Origin of the sequence: Caldisphaera sp. (assembly GCF_023256325.1) — an archaeon.
Classification (GTDB): Archaea; Thermoproteota; Thermoprotei_A; order Sulfolobales; family Acidilobaceae; genus Caldisphaera.
Genome location: NZ_JAGDXI010000028.1, coordinates 20,173 through 36,814, shown reverse-complemented (window position 1 = coordinate 36,814; position 16,642 = coordinate 20,173). Strand labels below are relative to the sequence as shown.

15 protein-coding genes are annotated in these 16,642 nt (G+C 31.8%); 12 read left to right on the top strand and 3 right to left on the bottom strand.

The window, feature by feature from the left end:
• Nucleotides 1-189 precede the first annotated feature (189 nt).
• A complete protein-coding gene (locus Q0C16_RS04155; RefSeq protein WP_292319794.1) occupies nucleotides 190-2,100 on the top strand; it encodes an APC family permease in 1,911 nt (636 codons plus the stop codon).
• 295 nt (nucleotides 2,101-2,395) lie between these two features.
• On the opposite strand, the gene Q0C16_RS04150 is transcribed toward Q0C16_RS04155, so the two are convergent.
• A complete protein-coding gene (locus Q0C16_RS04150; protein WP_292319792.1) occupies nucleotides 2,396-3,814 on the bottom strand; it encodes a replication factor C large subunit in 1,419 nt (472 codons plus the stop codon).
• A 2-nt stretch (nucleotides 3,815-3,816) separates the two neighbouring features.
• Nucleotides 3,817-4,794, bottom strand: coding sequence for a replication factor C small subunit (locus Q0C16_RS04145; protein ID WP_292319790.1), 978 nt, complete (start codon nucleotides 4,792-4,794; stop codon nucleotides 3,817-3,819).
• 126 nt (nucleotides 4,795-4,920) lie between these two features.
• On the opposite strand from Q0C16_RS04145, the gene acnA reads away from it, so the two are divergent.
• The 6 genes from acnA to Q0C16_RS04115 all read left to right on the top strand — a co-directional run bounded on the left by acnA (nucleotide 4,921) and on the right by Q0C16_RS04115 (nucleotide 12,686).
• Nucleotides 4,921-7,614, top strand: a complete 2,694-nt coding sequence (gene acnA, locus Q0C16_RS04140) for an aconitate hydratase AcnA (RefSeq protein WP_292319789.1) — start codon at nucleotides 4,921-4,923, stop codon at nucleotides 7,612-7,614.
• Between the two features lie 536 nt (nucleotides 7,615-8,150).
• The gene (locus Q0C16_RS04135) at nucleotides 8,151-9,320 is read left to right on the top strand and encodes an MFS transporter (RefSeq protein WP_292319787.1); all 1,170 of its coding nucleotides are present in this window, start codon (nucleotides 8,151-8,153) and stop codon (nucleotides 9,318-9,320) included.
• A 23-nt stretch (nucleotides 9,321-9,343) separates the two neighbouring features.
• Complete coding sequence (locus Q0C16_RS04130; RefSeq protein ID WP_292319785.1) at nucleotides 9,344-10,279, top strand: prenyltransferase; 936 nt, start codon at nucleotides 9,344-9,346, stop codon at nucleotides 10,277-10,279.
• 50 nt (nucleotides 10,280-10,329) lie between these two features.
• Nucleotides 10,330-11,019: a dolichol kinase gene (locus Q0C16_RS04125; protein ID WP_292319783.1), complete on the top strand. Its 690-nt coding sequence runs from the start codon at nucleotides 10,330-10,332 to the stop codon at nucleotides 11,017-11,019.
• 121 nt (nucleotides 11,020-11,140) lie between these two features.
• The gene (locus Q0C16_RS04120; RefSeq protein ID WP_292319781.1) at nucleotides 11,141-12,196 is read left to right on the top strand and encodes an NAD(P)-binding protein; all 1,056 of its coding nucleotides are present in this window, start codon (nucleotides 11,141-11,143) and stop codon (nucleotides 12,194-12,196) included.
• Nucleotides 12,197-12,200: 4 nt separating this feature from the next.
• On the top strand, nucleotides 12,201-12,686 hold the full coding sequence (locus Q0C16_RS04115) for an Lrp/AsnC family transcriptional regulator (protein WP_292319779.1): 486 nt from the start codon (nucleotides 12,201-12,203) through the stop codon (nucleotides 12,684-12,686).
• On the opposite strand, the gene Q0C16_RS04110 is transcribed toward Q0C16_RS04115, so the two are convergent.
• Nucleotides 12,676-13,227 (bottom strand): archaemetzincin family Zn-dependent metalloprotease, encoded by a 552-nt coding sequence (locus tag Q0C16_RS04110; RefSeq protein WP_292319777.1) that lies wholly within the window; start codon nucleotides 13,225-13,227, stop codon nucleotides 12,676-12,678. The genes Q0C16_RS04115 and Q0C16_RS04110 overlap by 11 nt on opposite strands.
• A gap of 160 nt (nucleotides 13,228-13,387) precedes the next feature.
• Between Q0C16_RS04110 and nth the strand changes: the two genes are divergently transcribed.
• The 5 genes from nth (at nucleotide 13,388) to moaC (ending at nucleotide 16,632) form a co-directional block, all read left to right on the top strand.
• Complete coding sequence (gene nth / locus Q0C16_RS04105; protein WP_292319774.1) at nucleotides 13,388-14,059, top strand: endonuclease III; 672 nt, start codon at nucleotides 13,388-13,390, stop codon at nucleotides 14,057-14,059.
• Nucleotides 14,020-14,535: a hypothetical protein gene (locus tag Q0C16_RS04100; RefSeq protein WP_292319773.1), complete on the top strand. Its 516-nt coding sequence runs from the start codon at nucleotides 14,020-14,022 to the stop codon at nucleotides 14,533-14,535. Before nth ends, Q0C16_RS04100 begins: the two co-directional genes overlap by 40 nt.
• A 115-nt stretch (nucleotides 14,536-14,650) precedes the next feature.
• On the top strand, nucleotides 14,651-15,886 hold the full coding sequence (locus tag Q0C16_RS04095) for an AAA family ATPase (RefSeq protein ID WP_292319771.1): 1,236 nt from the start codon (nucleotides 14,651-14,653) through the stop codon (nucleotides 15,884-15,886).
• A gap of 9 nt (nucleotides 15,887-15,895) precedes the next feature.
• Complete coding sequence (locus tag Q0C16_RS04090; RefSeq protein ID WP_292319769.1) at nucleotides 15,896-16,159, top strand: ArsR family transcriptional regulator; 264 nt, start codon at nucleotides 15,896-15,898, stop codon at nucleotides 16,157-16,159.
• An 11-nt stretch (nucleotides 16,160-16,170) separates the two neighbouring features.
• Nucleotides 16,171-16,632: a cyclic pyranopterin monophosphate synthase MoaC gene (gene moaC, locus Q0C16_RS04085; protein ID WP_292319798.1), complete on the top strand. Its 462-nt coding sequence runs from the start codon at nucleotides 16,171-16,173 to the stop codon at nucleotides 16,630-16,632.
• Nucleotides 16,633-16,642: the final 10 nt, after the last annotated feature.

The window sequence follows — 16,642 nt, the reverse complement described above, 5'->3', positions numbered from 1 at the left end:
ATATATAACTATATATTTATTTATAATTGGAAATTAATATAATTTTTAAAAATTTAGTCAATATAAAATTATTTTATTAATAAAAATTTAGGTTATATCATAAATTTAATTAATCCCACATATATACTTTCTAAATAAAATATTTTTAAACCATTTTTAGTGTTAATGATTACCAGTTAGGTGGTGTTTTTGGGAGAGGAAAAATATATTAATAGAGCAGAAGAGGCAGACAAACAGCTTAGAAAGGCATTAGGTGTTTGGGATATAGCTTATTTAGTTGTAGGAGCAATGATTGGTTCAGGATGGCTTTTTGGAGCTTTATATGCAGGTACACTTGTAGGTCCTGGGGCTATATTATCTTGGTTAATTGCAGGCATTTTGATGTTTTTTGTCGCGTTGGCGTTTGCGGAACTATCAGGTATGATACCAAAAACGGGAGCTATAGTTAGATATCCACAATATTCTCATGGAAGTCTTACTTCATATGTACTTGCTTGGGCATATCTGCTTAGTGCTATGACTGTTGCGCCAGCTGAAGCAGAAGCTGTTGTTACATATATGGCTTCATATGTGCCAGGATTAGTTAATACTTCAGGCTATCTTACTGCTTTGGGTGTCTTAGTTGCCTTTGCATTTCTGACGTTTTTCTTCTTGTTAAATTATTTTGGAGTTCATGTAATGGGTAAAACTAACACTGCCGTAGGATGGTGGAAACTTCTTGTCCCTCTAATAACTATAATATTGTTAATGTCATTTTACTTCCATCCAAAGAATTTTGTAACTCCATCATTCTTGCCTTACGGGACGTCACCAGTATTCTTTGCACTTCCAACAACTGGTATAGTATTTGCTTATTTAGGTTTTAGGCAAGGATTAGAATATGCAGGAGAAGCCAAAAATCCAAAAAGAGATGTTCCATTAGGAACGCTTTTAGGGTTTTTGATTGTAGTTGCAATATATGTATTGTTGCAGGTTGCATTTACGGGTGGAATAGATTGGGTTAAACTATCTGCGGCTTCAAATATGACTATAACACCTGGTAATTGGACTGCTTTGCAGTATTCAGTATTGAGTAAAGGTCCATTTTATCAAATTTTAAAAATTTCAGCAATACCAATACTTGTAGGCTGGGGCATATTTCTACTTATAGATGCTATAGTATCACCGTCAGGTACTGGATGGATATACGAAGGAACTACAACTAGAGTATTTTATGGCATGGCTACGGACGGACATTTGCCGGATGCATTTCTATGGTTAAATAAGCATAAGATACCATGGGTCTCATTACTTGCATCATGGCTGATAGGCGCAATATTCCTAATACCGTACCCAGCTTGGGTTTTAATAGTCGGATTTATTTCAACTACTACAGTGTTCACTTATATGATAGGTGGTTCAGCTCTAGTTGTATTTAGAAGAACTGCACCTAGCGCGCATAGACCATTAAAGCTACCTTTCCCCTGGGTTCTAGGTGGCATAGCTTTTGTTGCAGCATTTATGATAGTATATTGGAGCACTTTTTCCGTTTTATGGGCAGTAGATGCATTAATTTTAGCTGGTATACCTATTTTCTATATGTATACTATGCCAAAGAGACTAGGAAGCAATAGATTATTAGGCATATTTTTGGGTATTGTTTATTGGGTAATACTTGCTGTAACAACAATTTGGCTTTTGGATTATGGAGTTGTCGTTAAAGCGTCAGTTCTTAGTAGTTCAAGTCCACCGCCATTTAGTCAGGTATTAGCGGAGACGCTTCCAAACTTTGTTTTATGGGTAGTTATTAATCTAATAACAACACTGCTATTCACATATGTGCTTTATAGAGGTATATCTAGTTATGGTAAATCACAGATAAAGGCTGGTTTATGGGTTATCGTAGTAATTTTTGCTGGGTTAATAGTTGAATATGTTAGTTCATTAGGTCCATACTCCGGTTATGCTATAGTACCATATCCTTGGGATATGTTGTTAGCTGCTGTTGTTGGAGCAATATTGTTTGTATATTCAGCTCTTAGTGGTATATTGACAGATGATCTTGTAATAGTAATGAAAAACATGGGAATCGATATAACAAAAAATGAAAATAATAAATAATTTTATAAACAATTTTATTTTAATATTTTAAATATTTTTTACTTTTATAAATTTTAATTTAATAAAACAGAGTGCTATTTAGACCGTCTTGATAATTTTAATGCTTGCAAAATATAAAACTTTACGTTTTAATCAAAAATCGATATAACCTTAAATATGCAAGATATACAAAATAGAAGGGAGTTAAGAATGTCAAGAAATAAATCAAAAAAGAAGACCTTGCTAGTAATATTTGCTATAATATTGATAGTCGTGTTTTTAATACCAGTCATAGGATTAATATTTGCTCACTAAATTATTTGCTTTTTCTGTATTTTTTCTTAGATTCTTCTTTGTTTGTCGGTTTGGCTCCAAAGGTCTCTAAAGAAACATGCCTTTTTTCTTTTTCTTCCACACTTCTTACTTTACTTACTTCTTTTTCTTCCACACTTCTTCCTTCTTTTAACAATTCTATTTCTTTTTGTATGTCCTTATATCTATTACCAGTTAAGTATTTTAGATCATCCTCATTAAATCCGTAAGCCCTTGATAGCATAGCCGCTTTTTCTATATTGCCATATCTTAGCATAACTATTATATATTGCATTAAATCAGATTTAACAAACCTCTGAGAGGTATGCAATCTTTTAGCTAAGATGCCTGCTATTCTATCTCTGCTCTCTCTTAAACCTTTGAGTTGCGCCATGATTTTAATTCTCTCTGGATAAGAAAACCTATTTTTTAACAGTTCTCCATTTTTTCTTGAAAAGGTAATCCCAGGACCTATTAAATCAAAAACATATGATAGCATATCCCAATTTCCAGACTTTGCTCTTCTCAAAAATAGTGATGCCCTTGATAAAGAGTCCAATGCTCTAAATAAATCTTCATAATCGCCGTATTTTAGTGGAACATTATCATTAAACCAGGCCATTAATGTTTCGTAATCTTCTTCTGAATTTGTAACCGATCTTTTAGCTTGCCATGCTTCTTTTGCATAAAAAACTCCGTTAAGGGTCCTCCATAGATCAATACTTTTATCCCTACCCTTGATAACTAATGATACAATATTATACGTAACCTTTCCATAACCTTCTGCAACTGACTCTAAATCATTTATTGCTCCTCTTAAATCTCCCATGCTTCTCTCTGCTATAAATTTTAAAGCCTCTCTTTCACATTCTATTTTTTCTTTATTGCAAATGTTTTGTAGAACAGATATAGTTTGATTCAAGGTTAGAGATTTAAACTCTACCATAGAAACTAGTTCTCTTAAAGGTCTTAATTGATCCTTCCAAGGGTCATTGGCGGTTAATATAATTGGATTAATTGTATTAGGAATTATTTTAATTAATTCATCAATTCCTCCTATATCGCCCCTGGGGCTTAATCCATCAACTTCATCCATTAGAATTAATGTCATTCTCTTAAATAAAGGTCTTTTTTGAGAGGCAATAGCAACAGTTTTTCTAATGTCTTGGGTTCTTCTATAGTCGCTAGCATTTAATTCAAGTAATTCTAGGTCATATTCTTTAACAATTGCCTCAACAAGACTTGTCTTCCCAACGCCTGGAGGGCCATACAGAAGCAAAGCTTTTTTCTCAGGTCTTCTACCTTCAAGCCATGAGTGCAGCCAAGTTAAGATTTGACTTTTAGCTTCTTCTTGATTTATTACATCGTCAACTTTTTTTGGTCTATATTTGATTATCCATGGTATTTTCATTTCAGTTTGCAAATTTAGGCACCCAACTTTTTACCCATCATAGAAAGCCATGCTAAAAATGCGCTGAGCTGAATATCTTCATCACTACCTTCAGCAATTCTAAAATGAACTTCTCCAAGATAATCAGCAATTAAAACCCTCAACTCTTCGCTTATCTTTATATCTGACCCCATTATTTCTCTATGTATTTGTCTTACTACATCTTCACCGCTTAAACCATATTCTATCATTACTTTCCTTAATAATTCTCTTGCTTCAATAAAATTTCCTTTTAATGCGGTTTCTATCATATCTCTAACATCTTTTGGCCTAGCCATACCAACTACTTTAAATACAAGATCTGAAGATACCTTGCCTAAATAAGCTGATGCCTGTAAAACATTTATAGCCTTTCTCATATCTCCTTCAGATATTTCAAATATTATATCTAATGCCTCTTCTTCATAATCAATTTTTTCTTTATCAGCTATATATTTAAGACGATTTACAACATCTTCTTTTTTTAAGGACGTAAACCTGAAAAAAGCACATCTGCTTTGTATAGCATCTATAATTTTTGATGGATAATTGGCTGCCAAAATGAACCTTGTTGAAGCGCTATATAGCTCCATAAGCCTTCTTAAAGCTTGCTGTGCATCACTAGTCATATTATCTGCTTCATCCAATAATATGATTTTAAATGGAATATCCGGTGGTGTTTTGCTTCTAGCAAATTCTTTTACTTTTTCTCTTATGGTATCTATACCTCTTTCGTCGCTTGCATTTAACTCTAGCATAAACTGTTGATAAGCATCGCCATATAAATCATGAGCTAATGCATGCGCTGCAGTGGTCTTACCAGTTCCTGGCGGACCTGCAAAAAGTAAATGGGGCATATTTTTTTCATTAACAAATTTCATAAGTCTGGCTGTTATATCTTGTTGATTTATTATATCCTTTAAAGATCTTGGTCTATATTTTTCAGTCCATAGAAGTTCTGTAACTGAACTCATTTTTTCACCGTATATAAGATGTATCTCCAGAAATTTAAATTAAACACTCCTTGTTATAAAAGTTATATAAAATTAATATATCACGCTTTAATAACTCATATTTTACAAATTAATTGGGTGCCAGAAATGGCAATGAAGGAAACTATAGACAAATTATTTGAAAACATTGATACATATTTAGGGAAAGCTTCCATAATAAACTTAAATAAGATAGATGAACTCGGATTAGGAAAATTAAAAGAAATACCATATTCTATGAGGATTTTAATAGAAAATATAATAAGAAATTATGATGGTTTTGTTGTAAGAGATGAGGATGTGAAAAATATATTAAACTGGGATAAAAATGCTGGTAAAGAAGAGATTCCTTTACATCCAACTAGGGTTGTCATGCAAGACTTTACAGGGGTACCAGCCGTTGTTGATTTAGCAACTATGAGAGATGCATTTAAAGATCTAGGAAACGATCCAAAGCTAGTTAATCCGCAAATTCCAGTTGATTTAATTATAGATCATAGTGTGCAAGTAGATTATTATGGAACTTCTACGGCATTGCAAAAGAATATGGAAAAGGAGTTTGAAAGAAATTCAGAAAGATATAAGCTTTTAAAGTGGGCTCAAAAATCATTTAAGAATTTTAGAGTTGTTCCTCCAGGAAAAGGTATAATACATCAAGTTAATTTAGAATATTTAGCTAAAGTAATATGGCTTGGCGAATCAAAAAGAGGACTTACAGCGTATCCAGACAGTGTTTTAGGAACAGACAGTCATACGACGATGATAAATGGCTTGGGCGTATTAGGTTGGGGGGTAGGTGGTATAGAAGCAGAAGCAGTAATATTAGGTCAACCTTACTATATGCTCATACCTGAAGTAGTAGGGGTAAAACTAATAGGTGAATTAAAAGAGGGGGTAACTACAACAGACTTGGTTTTATATATAACAGAAAAACTTAGGAAGAAAGGTGTTGTAGGAAAATTTGTAGAATTTTATGGAGAAGGTATTAAAAAGCTGAGCGTGCCAGATAGAGCAACATTGGCTAACATGGCACCTGAATATGGCGCTACTATGGGGTATTTCCCTATAGATGATGCAACCGTTCAATATTTGTTAGGCTCAGGAAGAGATCCTAAGCACGTTGAATTTGTAGTTGAAGCAGCTAAGTTATTAGGATTATGGTATGATCCTAGCAGCGAACCAAAATATAGCGACGTAGTTGTAATAAATTTAGGAGAAGTTGAGCCATCAATTGCTGGGCCTGCAAATCCTGAAGATAGAATTCCATTAAAAGAAGCAAAAGAAGTCTTGAATGGTTTAATAAGCAAATATTTAAGTGAAAAGAAAAGAGAGCCCAAGTCCGTTACATTAAAGTTAGGAAATGATTTAGTTGAATTAAAAGATGGTAGTCTAATTATAGCTGCGATAACTAGCTGTACAAATACAAGCAATCCAAGTGTTATGATTGCTGCTGGGTTAGTTGCCAAAAAAGCAGTTGAAAAAGGACTTAAAGTCAAGCCATGGGTAAAAACAAGCAATGCTCCTGGTAGCAGGGTGGTTACAGAATATCTAACAAAGTTAAACTTATTGCCTTATTTAGAAGCTTTAGGTTTCCACATAACTGGTTATGGTTGTACTGTATGCATAGGAAATACTGGTCCGTTAAGGAAAGAAATCGAAGAAACTCTAAGAAAAGAAGGGCTATATGCAGCAGCTGTGCTAAGCGGCAACAGGAACTTTTCAGGTAGAGTACATCCTTTAGCAAGTGGAGCTTTTCTAGCCAGTCCTCCATTAGTAGTTGCTTATGCATTAGCTGGAAGAATTGATATAGACTTTGATAAAGAGCCTGTAGGATATGATCCTAATGGCGAGGCAGTATATTTAAAAGATATATGGCCTAATAGTGATGAAGTAAGGAAAGCTATGGAGGTAGCACTAGATCCAAAAGTATATCAAGAGAAGTATAGTGATATATTTGAAGGAACTGATGCATGGAATAAACTTGAAGTAAAAGAAAGTGAAACATATGAATGGGATAAAAATAGTACTTATATAAAGAAGCCTCCATTTTTTGAAGGACTAAAAGAAAACGTAGAAGATTTGCGTGATATTAAGAATGCTAGAGTGTTGATTTACGCACCAGATAGAACTACAACTGATCATATAAGCCCAGCAGGTAATATAAATCCTAATTCAAAAGCTGGTCAATATTTGTTATCGTTAGGAGTTAAACCAAATGAACTGAATTCATGCGGAAGTAGAAGAGGTAATCACGAAGTTATGATGAGATGTACATTTGATAATCCCAAATTCAAAAATCTATTAGTAAAAGATAAAGAAGGTGGATATACAATATATTGGCCAACAAAAGAGGTAATGCATGTATTTGATGCTTCTGTTAAATATAAGCAAGAAAAAATACCAGTTATAGTTATAGGAAGAAACCAATACGGAATGGGGAGCAGTAGAGATTGGGCGGCTAAAGGACCGTATCTATTAGGAGTAAAGGCGGTTATAGCGAAATCATATGAGAGAATTCATAGAAGCAACTTGGTTGGTATGGGTATATTGCCATTAGAATTCATGCCTAATGAAGGACCCGATGAACTAGGATTAGATGGAAGCGAAATATATGATATCATAGGTATAGAAGATGGTTTGGTTCCTAAAAAATTATTAACAGTTAAAGCGAAGAAAGAAAATGGAAAGGTCATTGAATTTAAAGCAAAGGTTAGATTAGATACACCAATAGAAGTGGAATATTATAAGAATGGTGGTATATTGCATTATGTTTTAAGGAAAATTCATAAGGGATTAAGATAATTTTAATAATAAGCATTAAGCATGAATAATTTTTTATAATTGCCATAATATTTTATCTTTTTTATTATTAATTAGAAGGCAAAATTTGTAATTGATGTAAAAAAAGCAGATACTTTATTAAGAATTTATACAATTTATACAAAAATGGTACTAACCTCCTGGCGCTCCATGGAAAGGTGTATCCTTTAATATCATATACCATTCCATATACCATTTATCTTCCTCGCTGATTTCTTCTTTAATATTTTTAATATTTTCTTTTTTCATGCCCATTTACCTCCCACTAAAGATGTTATAAGCAGGGGTTTTAAAGTTTTATTGGTGGGACATAAATAATGTTTAAATTACGTCTTGTAGATATTCTAAATAAGAATCAAAAAATAATGTAGTAAAAGTAATTTTGTATCGATAATATCAGCTATACATAACATCATAAGTGTCAAATTTTTATATCTGCTATATATTTTTTAACATGAAATTAACCACTAGTTAGGGAATAAAAATGTCATTAACTAAGATAATGGGAGGTATATGCAATGTCTGGTCAAAATAAAATATTGTTATCATTAGTTGGTTTTATTTCAGCAGCTATTATGACTACATCATTGTCAACATTTGTATTGTTTGCTGGTTATTTTAGTTTAAAGTTAAATGTTAGCGTGCAATCATTGATATTATGGGGAAATATAATTTATTTTGTGGGAATGCCAGTAGGTAAGATAATAGGTAGATATCTCAAATTCTATAGAAATTTGTCAACAGCTCTATTGGGAATTACTATATTGATATCATTAACCATAGCATTGATGCCTTTTGTTAAGAATTTTGTTGAATTAATGATTTTTAGGTTTTTACAGGGGATGGTAACCATATATATGGAGGTATTTTCAAATGTTTATTCTTTTTTATATGATAAAATCACGACGAGAAATTTAGCTTCGGCAGTATCAATTTCAGGTATACCTGCAGGAGTAGCAATAGGCACTTCTGCATATATTTTGACAAAAGAGGATCCTATTACTATCTTTACTTTGTTTTCGTTACTATCTTTAGTCTCATCAATATTATATATTTTGCTGATAAGAAAAAATAAATTTGTTATGAATAAATTAAAAAAAGAAATTCCTGGAACTACCTATAGGTATGGAAGAACATGGCTTATGGGTTTGTTATGGGCGACAATAGCTGGAGGAAATTTGGTTTTAAGTATAGTATTGCCTCAATATATTTCCATGTACAGTCCAAATAACATAACTTTGGCTATGCAGACATTTGGTTATAGTGCTGCACTTTTTACTGTTATCGGGGGTATAATAATGTATTATTCTAAGTCCTTAAATAATATGGTTAAGGTAGTTACATTGAGTTATCTATTAAGTTTTATAGGGTTTTTAATAATTTGGTATGACGAACCTAAATATATGATATTAACATTGGCTATATTATTAATAAATATGGAAGCTTTTGCTGTACCTTTCATATATTCAATACCTAGATATTTATATCCAGAAAAATTAGTAGCAAAAGGAACATGGGAATTTGCTCTAATAGGATCTTCATTTCATATATGGTCATCAATTTTGGCATTAGAAATAGGATTTTACTTCGATTTTAGAATTGTTATGTTAACGCTTGCCTTTCCACCATTATATGGGGTTATTTTTTCACTGCTAATACCCAAGCTAATCAAAAATAACATAGTCTAAAATTATATCAGATGTGGTGAAATATGAATAAAATAAAGCTATGGTTTTTATCTTTCTCGCCATTAACTTTGATAAGTGCATTTTCTTCAGTAACACTAGGAACAGCTCTTGCTTGGTATCATAATGGTAAAATAAATTGGCTTTTTTATATAATAACATTATTAGGTATTTTGTTTGCTCAGGCCGGAATTAATTTAACTCACGATTACAGAGAGTTTGTTTATAAGACGGATATTATTTACAGAGAGTTAGGGATTGCTCATAGAGCTAATCCAATTATAGATTATAAATTAAAACCATTGCATGTAAAAGTTCTTGGATATTCTTTAATTTTATTTGCATTATTTGCCGGAATTTACTTGGCCTTAATGGTTGGTGTTTCTGTTTTAATTATAGGTATAATAGGGATATTTTTAGGTATAGCATATACAGAGCCTCCGTTTAAGCTAGTTTATAGAGGTTTGGGAGAAATAATCGCAGGTATTATAATGGGTCCATTAGTAGTATGGGGATCTTTTGTGGTTCAAACGAGATCTATTATGCCTTTGTATCCTTTGATTGTAGGTGCAATAAATGGAGCTGACACATATTTGATTTTAATAGCATCAAGTATTTTAATGCTAGAGGCCAGCAAAGAGGCAAATAAGAAAACTCTTGTATTAAAAATAGGGTTGAATAAAACTAAATATGCTATTTTAGCCGGTATACTAGTTATGTATTTATCTTTGGTAATTTCTTCGATATTAAACTATATTCCATTAATATCTCTAGTTTCCCTACTATTGTTATATAGAACTGTAAAGATAGTAAGACCATTATTTAGTATTAGCGAAAATGAAATAAAAAATAAAAGCAATGAAATAAAAAGACTTTGGAAGCACCCATTTTGGTTTAAGTTAATAATATTAATAATAGTAGTTGCATCTATGATAATAACAAAATATTTGAAAATAATGTAATAAAAAATGTTTTTAAGCTAGAAACAAATTATATTATACCGTGAAAATATATGTTGATAGCATACACGGAAATAGTTCATGATACATTAATGGCAATTATATTAATGATATGGGTTATTTTTGTAACAGTTTATTTGGCAAAATTAACATATAATTTTGCATTAAAAAAAGGATGGAGCGACCATTCAGCAAAATACTTTGCAAGAAAGGTAATTCATATTTTGGCTGGAGGTTTAGTTGCTTTTTTGTTACCATTTACTTTTGAAGAACCTTTGTATCCGTTAATAATGGCCTTATTAATATCCATATTAACATATTCATTACATAGATCAGGAAAGCTAATGTATTGGTTTCAAGATCCCGAAAACGAATATGAAGTTCATTTTGCTTTAATGTGGGGAATAGTTATTTTCATAACTTGGTTTATAGATAGAAGTTTTTGGCTTGGTGTAGTACCTGCATTAATGATGTCTTGGGGCGATGGAATAACGGGTATAATAAGAAATATAAGATATAAGAAGAGAGTTAAAGGTTGGGAAGGAAGTGTTGGAATGTTAATTGTAAGTGTTGCTGTTGGTTTAAAGTTTGGATTAGCAGGAATTATTGCAGCTGTTTTCGCGACCTTAGTGGAGAGGTGGAACAAAATTGATGATAATATAACAGTACCTTTAGTTTCTTTAGTAACTTTATTGGTTTCTGTAATATTTTTTCCCCAATTAACAAAAATTTTAATGATTTAAATTTTACATAAAAAGAAAGCCTCGCCCTTCAGGACTGGGAGGAAGTCAGTAAGGTTAAATATGTATGTCTATATAAAAGAATTATATTTTTGCCTTAGACTATCGCTAATGGGAGGAAAGATTGCAAGAATATAGTATAATTGGGTCTGGACCAGCAGGAGCTGCTGCAGCTTATATGCTATCTAAAAATGGTTATAAAGTAAAGGTTTATGAAGCTAATAAAAGATTAGCTATGAAACCATGCGGTCTTGGCGTTCCATCTGTTAAGGATCTACCTATAAAAATACAAAAACAATACATAGTACAAACTATAAATGGAGTAACTATGTATGTTGATGATGTTATTGTTTTAGATAAAGAAAACTTCTTAGAAGGATATATTCTAGATAAAGAAAACTTCTTAGAATCTTTAATTATAGAATCAGGATCGGAGTTAATAAAAAACTCAGGATTTAATCCACTTAAAAATAGCATAAAAGAAAATGGTAACATAAAGGAAATAAATAGCGCTATCATAGCAGGAGGTTTTGCATTTTATAGCGGAGAAAAAATAAATGCTATTCAGACAATTGTTAGTTCAAAAAGCTTAGAAGGATTGAAAAAACTAATCATATTTTTTGATACGGATATTGTAGGTTATTATTGGATATTTCCGGCAGGTGATGAAATAGAAGTTGGTGTTGGAGGATATAGAAATGTGGAAGAACTAACTAAATTATTAAACAAGTTTATAGAGAATAATGAATATCTAAGAGGATCAAAGGTAATTTCTCCAATTAAGGGAGCGGAAATAGCCGTAGGTGGTGTTAACTTAGATTTCGATTATAAATTCCCTAAAATTGGTGAAGCTGCTGGTTTTGTCTTGCCATTAACTGGCGAAGGAATAAGACCATCATTAATATCAGGTTTTGAAATAGCTAATGCTATGATTAATGGATATGACATTAAAAATCACCTATCAAAACTAAAGATAACCAATTCAATTAAAATACAAAGAAAGATTTTAGAGAGAGTAAAGTCAATGGATAGGGAAAGGAGAAAAGAATTGTTGTCTAGCATGCCTGCAGAAGTTCATGCAGAGGTTGCTTTAGGAGGTATGAGCAAGCTTAAAATTATAAAAGCATTAGCATCAAGACCTGATTTAGCGCTTAAACTAATGAATTATATGGGTGATTAGAGCAGTGAGGCAGGGTAATATAGATGAAAAAGATATAGTAATTATAAAATCGTTAGAAAGCGATTCCAGAAAACCATGGAGACAACTTGCTAAAGAGCTAAATTTAAGTGAAGCCACGATATATTTAAGAATAAAAAAGTTAGAAGAAAATGAAATTATTAAAGGGTTTACAATAAAAGTTGATCCATTGAAGATTGGACTCTCAATAACAGTTTTTTTATTAATAAAGGCTAGAGCAGAAAACATAATTCAAATAAAAAAAGAATTAGTTGATTTGGATTATATAGTAGAAATGCATGAAATTACAGGTTCTTATCAATTTTTGGTAAAAATGTTAGCTCCTTCTCAAAGAGAAGTATCGAAAGCGATAGAAAATATAATGAAAATCCCGGGTATTGTGGAGGTAAATACTTTGATGTCTTTAAATACTCTTAAATCAGGAGAAAATATTATAGGAGCTCTTGATTATTGGTTAAATTCTAGGCATTAATTTTTTCATAAAACGACGTAAGACTTAATTTGCACTTTTCACAAAAGTTGAAGCTTTTATTATCAACGTCAGATAATTTATTACTAAAATTCATGACACAGTTAAATGAATTACAATGATTTAAACCAAATAAATGACCGAGTTCATGGATGCTTTCTTTTAGTAATCTTTCATTATATTTCGATAATTCATCTGTTTTCAATCTTTTCGCATAAATGGATGCCACTTTTATTTCTTTGCTTGCTAATCCAAAAACAAAATTTAAATCATTATAATACGCATCAAAACTAGCAATGCCTAATATATAAAATTCAGGTATTTTTAATAGTTCTTCATATTTTGAATATAAGTATCTGTTTATTTCATCAGCATTATATTGCATTCTATTTATATTATATGCTCTAAAAGGGGGCTGTAATGACCATAAATGTGGATATAATTTAATGGGAAATGGAAAATGCGATGGTATGTTTTCAATCAAATAATCTTCTTCTAGGTTAATCTCTCCAATTGGTTGAATCATAACTTTAATCTCTCTCATAACATTCCCCCATTAATAAATTTGAATTTTAAATATTAATGCTCTTGTTAAAAAAGATAAATAAGTTCTCTAAGTTATAAATAATTGAGATGTGCTGAAGCAAACCGAGTGAGAGCTAATGCTCAATGAACGAGAGCTCTCTATGCGAAATGGTGATATTGTGAATAAGATCAAGGCTAATGGAAAGGAAGTATATAATATGCTTGCTAAACATTTAACAATAAATGAGAGCGATTTTTCTCCGATGGTTGCTTTGGGCAAAAATAAAAGTCCATTCTCAATCTTAGTTTCTATCATATTAAGTCAAAACACTACGGATAAAAACGCAATAAAAGCGTATAATAATCTTTATGCTAAAACAAAGTTGGACATTAATAAGATAGTGAACCTAAGTATAGAAGAATTATCTGAAATTATAAGAGTAGCAGGTCTTCCTAGGCAGAAGTCTAAGTCTATAATTGAGCTTGCTAAATTTGTAAAAGATAGAGGAGAGCAATATTTAATGGAAAAAGACCCGTTAGAATTAAAAAAGGAACTTATGGAAATACCAGGCATCGGTGAAAAAACAAGTGATGTATTTCTATCATTTTTTAGAGGCTTTAATGTCTTTCCAGTTGATACTCACATTAAAAGAATCGCGAGAAGATGGGGGCTAACTGATAGCAAATCTTATAAAGATATATCAAATACCCTTATAAATTTTTTTGGTAGTGAACTTTCAGGAAATGCACATAAATTAATGATTGCATTTGGTAGAAGTTATTGTAAATCAAAAAATCCGAGGTGTAAGGAGTGTTTTCTGAAAGAGATATGTCCGTCTGCCCAAGTTTAATAGCTGTTTCCTTGCCAAATAAACAATCCTGGGCATTTGAAGAAATTAGCGATACAGTATTTGAAAAAGATTCTCACGCATCAATAGTTCCATCAAAATATAAGGGCGTTTATTTGATATACCTCGAACAGGGTTTAATAGATGATGTGGTAAAGAATTTTTCTTTGTATAGCCATGCATTCATTAGTAGAGTTATACCTATTAAGGAATGTGGCAATGATTTAGATTTAGTTGTAAGAAAATCTTTATTAAGTTTGCCTAAAGGTTTCATAAAACTTATTGTTCATCTGAGAGAACCATTGAAAGGCAAGGTAAGTGAAGAAGATATTTCTAATATAGTTATTAGCCAAGGCTATAAATTAACCAAAAAGTCTAATTATGCTCTTGTTTTAGAGAATATAGAGGAATATTATATATCAGCTAGCGGTATTATTAGGAAATGCGGACCATCATGCATTACTATTTATCAAATATAGCAAAAAGTATATCAGATTTCTTAAAAATACTTTCACTTGCGAGAGTGAGATTAGTTAAAGAGGTTACTGAAAGTGATAACTACTATCAAATGTAATATTATGGAAGGGGTTACATATGTCAGGAAAAATATTCACAAATAGAGCTGTGTTTGATGAAACTTATATACCATCGACTCTACTAGTTAGGGATAATGAGGCTAATGTTCTGATTTCGAGATATTTATCTAGGCTAGGAGAAGGTTTAGGCTCTACTGATGTATCTGTTGTCTATGGGTCTATAGGTAAGGTTGGAATAGGAAAGACGACACTAGCAAAGTATGTCTCCAGAGTTTTATTAAGAAAAGCAGAAGATAAAGGGATGAACTTTAAGCCTGTTTACATAAATGTTTATGGGGCTCCAAGTCTGCATCAGATACTCTCTAGGATAGTTTCAGAGCTAGAAATGAATATTCCAGTCAGGGGCAATGCTACTATTGAAGTTTTGAAAGCTATATCAGATTTCCTTTATATAAAAGATGCGTATGCATTAATTATATTAGACGAGTTTCAATCATTACTTATGTCTACAAAGCTTAGCGATGACGAGCTTTACTTGCTTTTAAGGGTTTATGAAGAGATACCTCCTAAAGATAATATAAATAGACTCAATTTTCTTTTAGTTTCTCAAGACTTTAGAGTTTTAACTTATATGAAAGAAAGAATACCTCAAGTAGAATCCCAAATAGGATTTAGAGTTTATTTGAGGCCATATAATAGTGAGGAATTAAAGACGATAATTGAGCAAAGAGCTATTGAAGGGCTTTATGAAAATGCGTATGATCAGGAAATTTTGAATATGATAGCTGATTATTATGGTTATACTGATACAAAAGGAGGGGATGGAAGTGCAAGAAAAGCAATATTGACTTTAAGAATGGCAGCAGAGATAGCTGATGCGGAAAACTCTAGTAGAATAGAAGAAAAGCACGTTAGAGACGCCTTGAGTGCAGATGCTGTTTCTAATATACCACTAGATATAATAAGGTCTCTAAGCCTTCATGAATTGCTAATATTACAATCTATTTCTGATTTACTAATAACCAAAGGAGGTTGGCTTACAAGCGGTGAAGTAGAAGAGGAATATTTCCATCTTTCTCGCAATTATGGAGAAGAACCTAGAAAACATACACAATTTTATGAATACATAAAAAATCTTAACAATATGGGATTGGTCGAAACAAGAATATCAGGTAAAGGTATTAGAGGCAAGACAACTATAATGAGGTTGCCATTAGATATTCCTGCAGAAAGGTTGAAAGAAGTAATAGAATCTATATTATTAGATAGAGTGGGAAGTCCGAAGCCAAATTAGTGAGGAAAAATGGATATAGAAAAGGTTTTGGCAAGTAAAGGAAAAGTTAGGATATTGAAAGTTTTAATGAAAGAGGGTCAAGTAAATATATCTAGGCTTGTTAAGTTAACAGGTTTACATCACGATGTTATAGTTAAGAATATGGAGGAACTTAAAGAAATGGGTATAGTAGAAGAAAAAAGATATGGAAGGCTTAGAATTTATATGATAGATCTAAGAGATCCTAAAATTAGTGGATTGTATGAGATATTTAAAGAAATTGAAAACCTTTAAGGTTTGCCCATATAAACTTAATTGGTGGAAAAATGGCACAAATGGTAGATGTTACTAATAAACCAAATATATATAGAGAAGCTATAGCTAGCGGAGAAATAAAATTAAGAGAAGAGACAATTAAAAAAATATTAAACAGAGAAATTGAAAAAGGAGATGTAGAAGCTGTTGCTTCAGTTGCAGCAATTATGGCTGCAAAGGATGCATCCAAAATTATCCCTCTTGCTCACCCATTACCAATAACAGGGGTAAGTGTCAATTTTTCATATGACAAGGATAAAGTAAAGATAGTTGTAAAGGTAAAAACTAAGGCAGAAACAGGGGTAGAAATGGATGCTTTAGCAGGCGTTACCGCTGGATTATTAGCTGTATGGGATATGTGCAAGCAATATGAGAAAGACCCAAATGGTTTGTACCCTAATACTTTAATTACTAACATAAAGGTAGAAAATAAAATAAAGAAGGAAATTTAAAAGAAGAGCT

Coding starts and splice junctions, on each gene's coding strand:
- Q0C16_RS04145 (WP_292319790.1), bottom strand. CDS start 4,794: ATGAGTTCAGTTACAGAACTTCTATGGACTGAAAAATATAGACCAAGA.
- acnA (WP_292319789.1), top strand. CDS start 4,921: ATGGCAATGAAGGAAACTATAGACAAATTATTTGAAAACATTGATACA.
- Q0C16_RS04135 (WP_292319787.1), top strand. CDS start 8,151: ATGTCTGGTCAAAATAAAATATTGTTATCATTAGTTGGTTTTATTTCA.
- Q0C16_RS04130 (WP_292319785.1), top strand. CDS start 9,344: ATGAATAAAATAAAGCTATGGTTTTTATCTTTCTCGCCATTAACTTTG.
- Q0C16_RS04125 (WP_292319783.1), top strand. CDS start 10,330: ATGTTGATAGCATACACGGAAATAGTTCATGATACATTAATGGCAATT.
- Q0C16_RS04110 (WP_292319777.1), bottom strand. CDS start 13,227: ATGAGAGAGATTAAAGTTATGATTCAACCAATTGGAGAGATTAACCTA.
- Q0C16_RS04095 (WP_292319771.1), top strand. CDS start 14,651: ATGTCAGGAAAAATATTCACAAATAGAGCTGTGTTTGATGAAACTTAT.
- Q0C16_RS04090 (WP_292319769.1), top strand. CDS start 15,896: ATGGATATAGAAAAGGTTTTGGCAAGTAAAGGAAAAGTTAGGATATTG.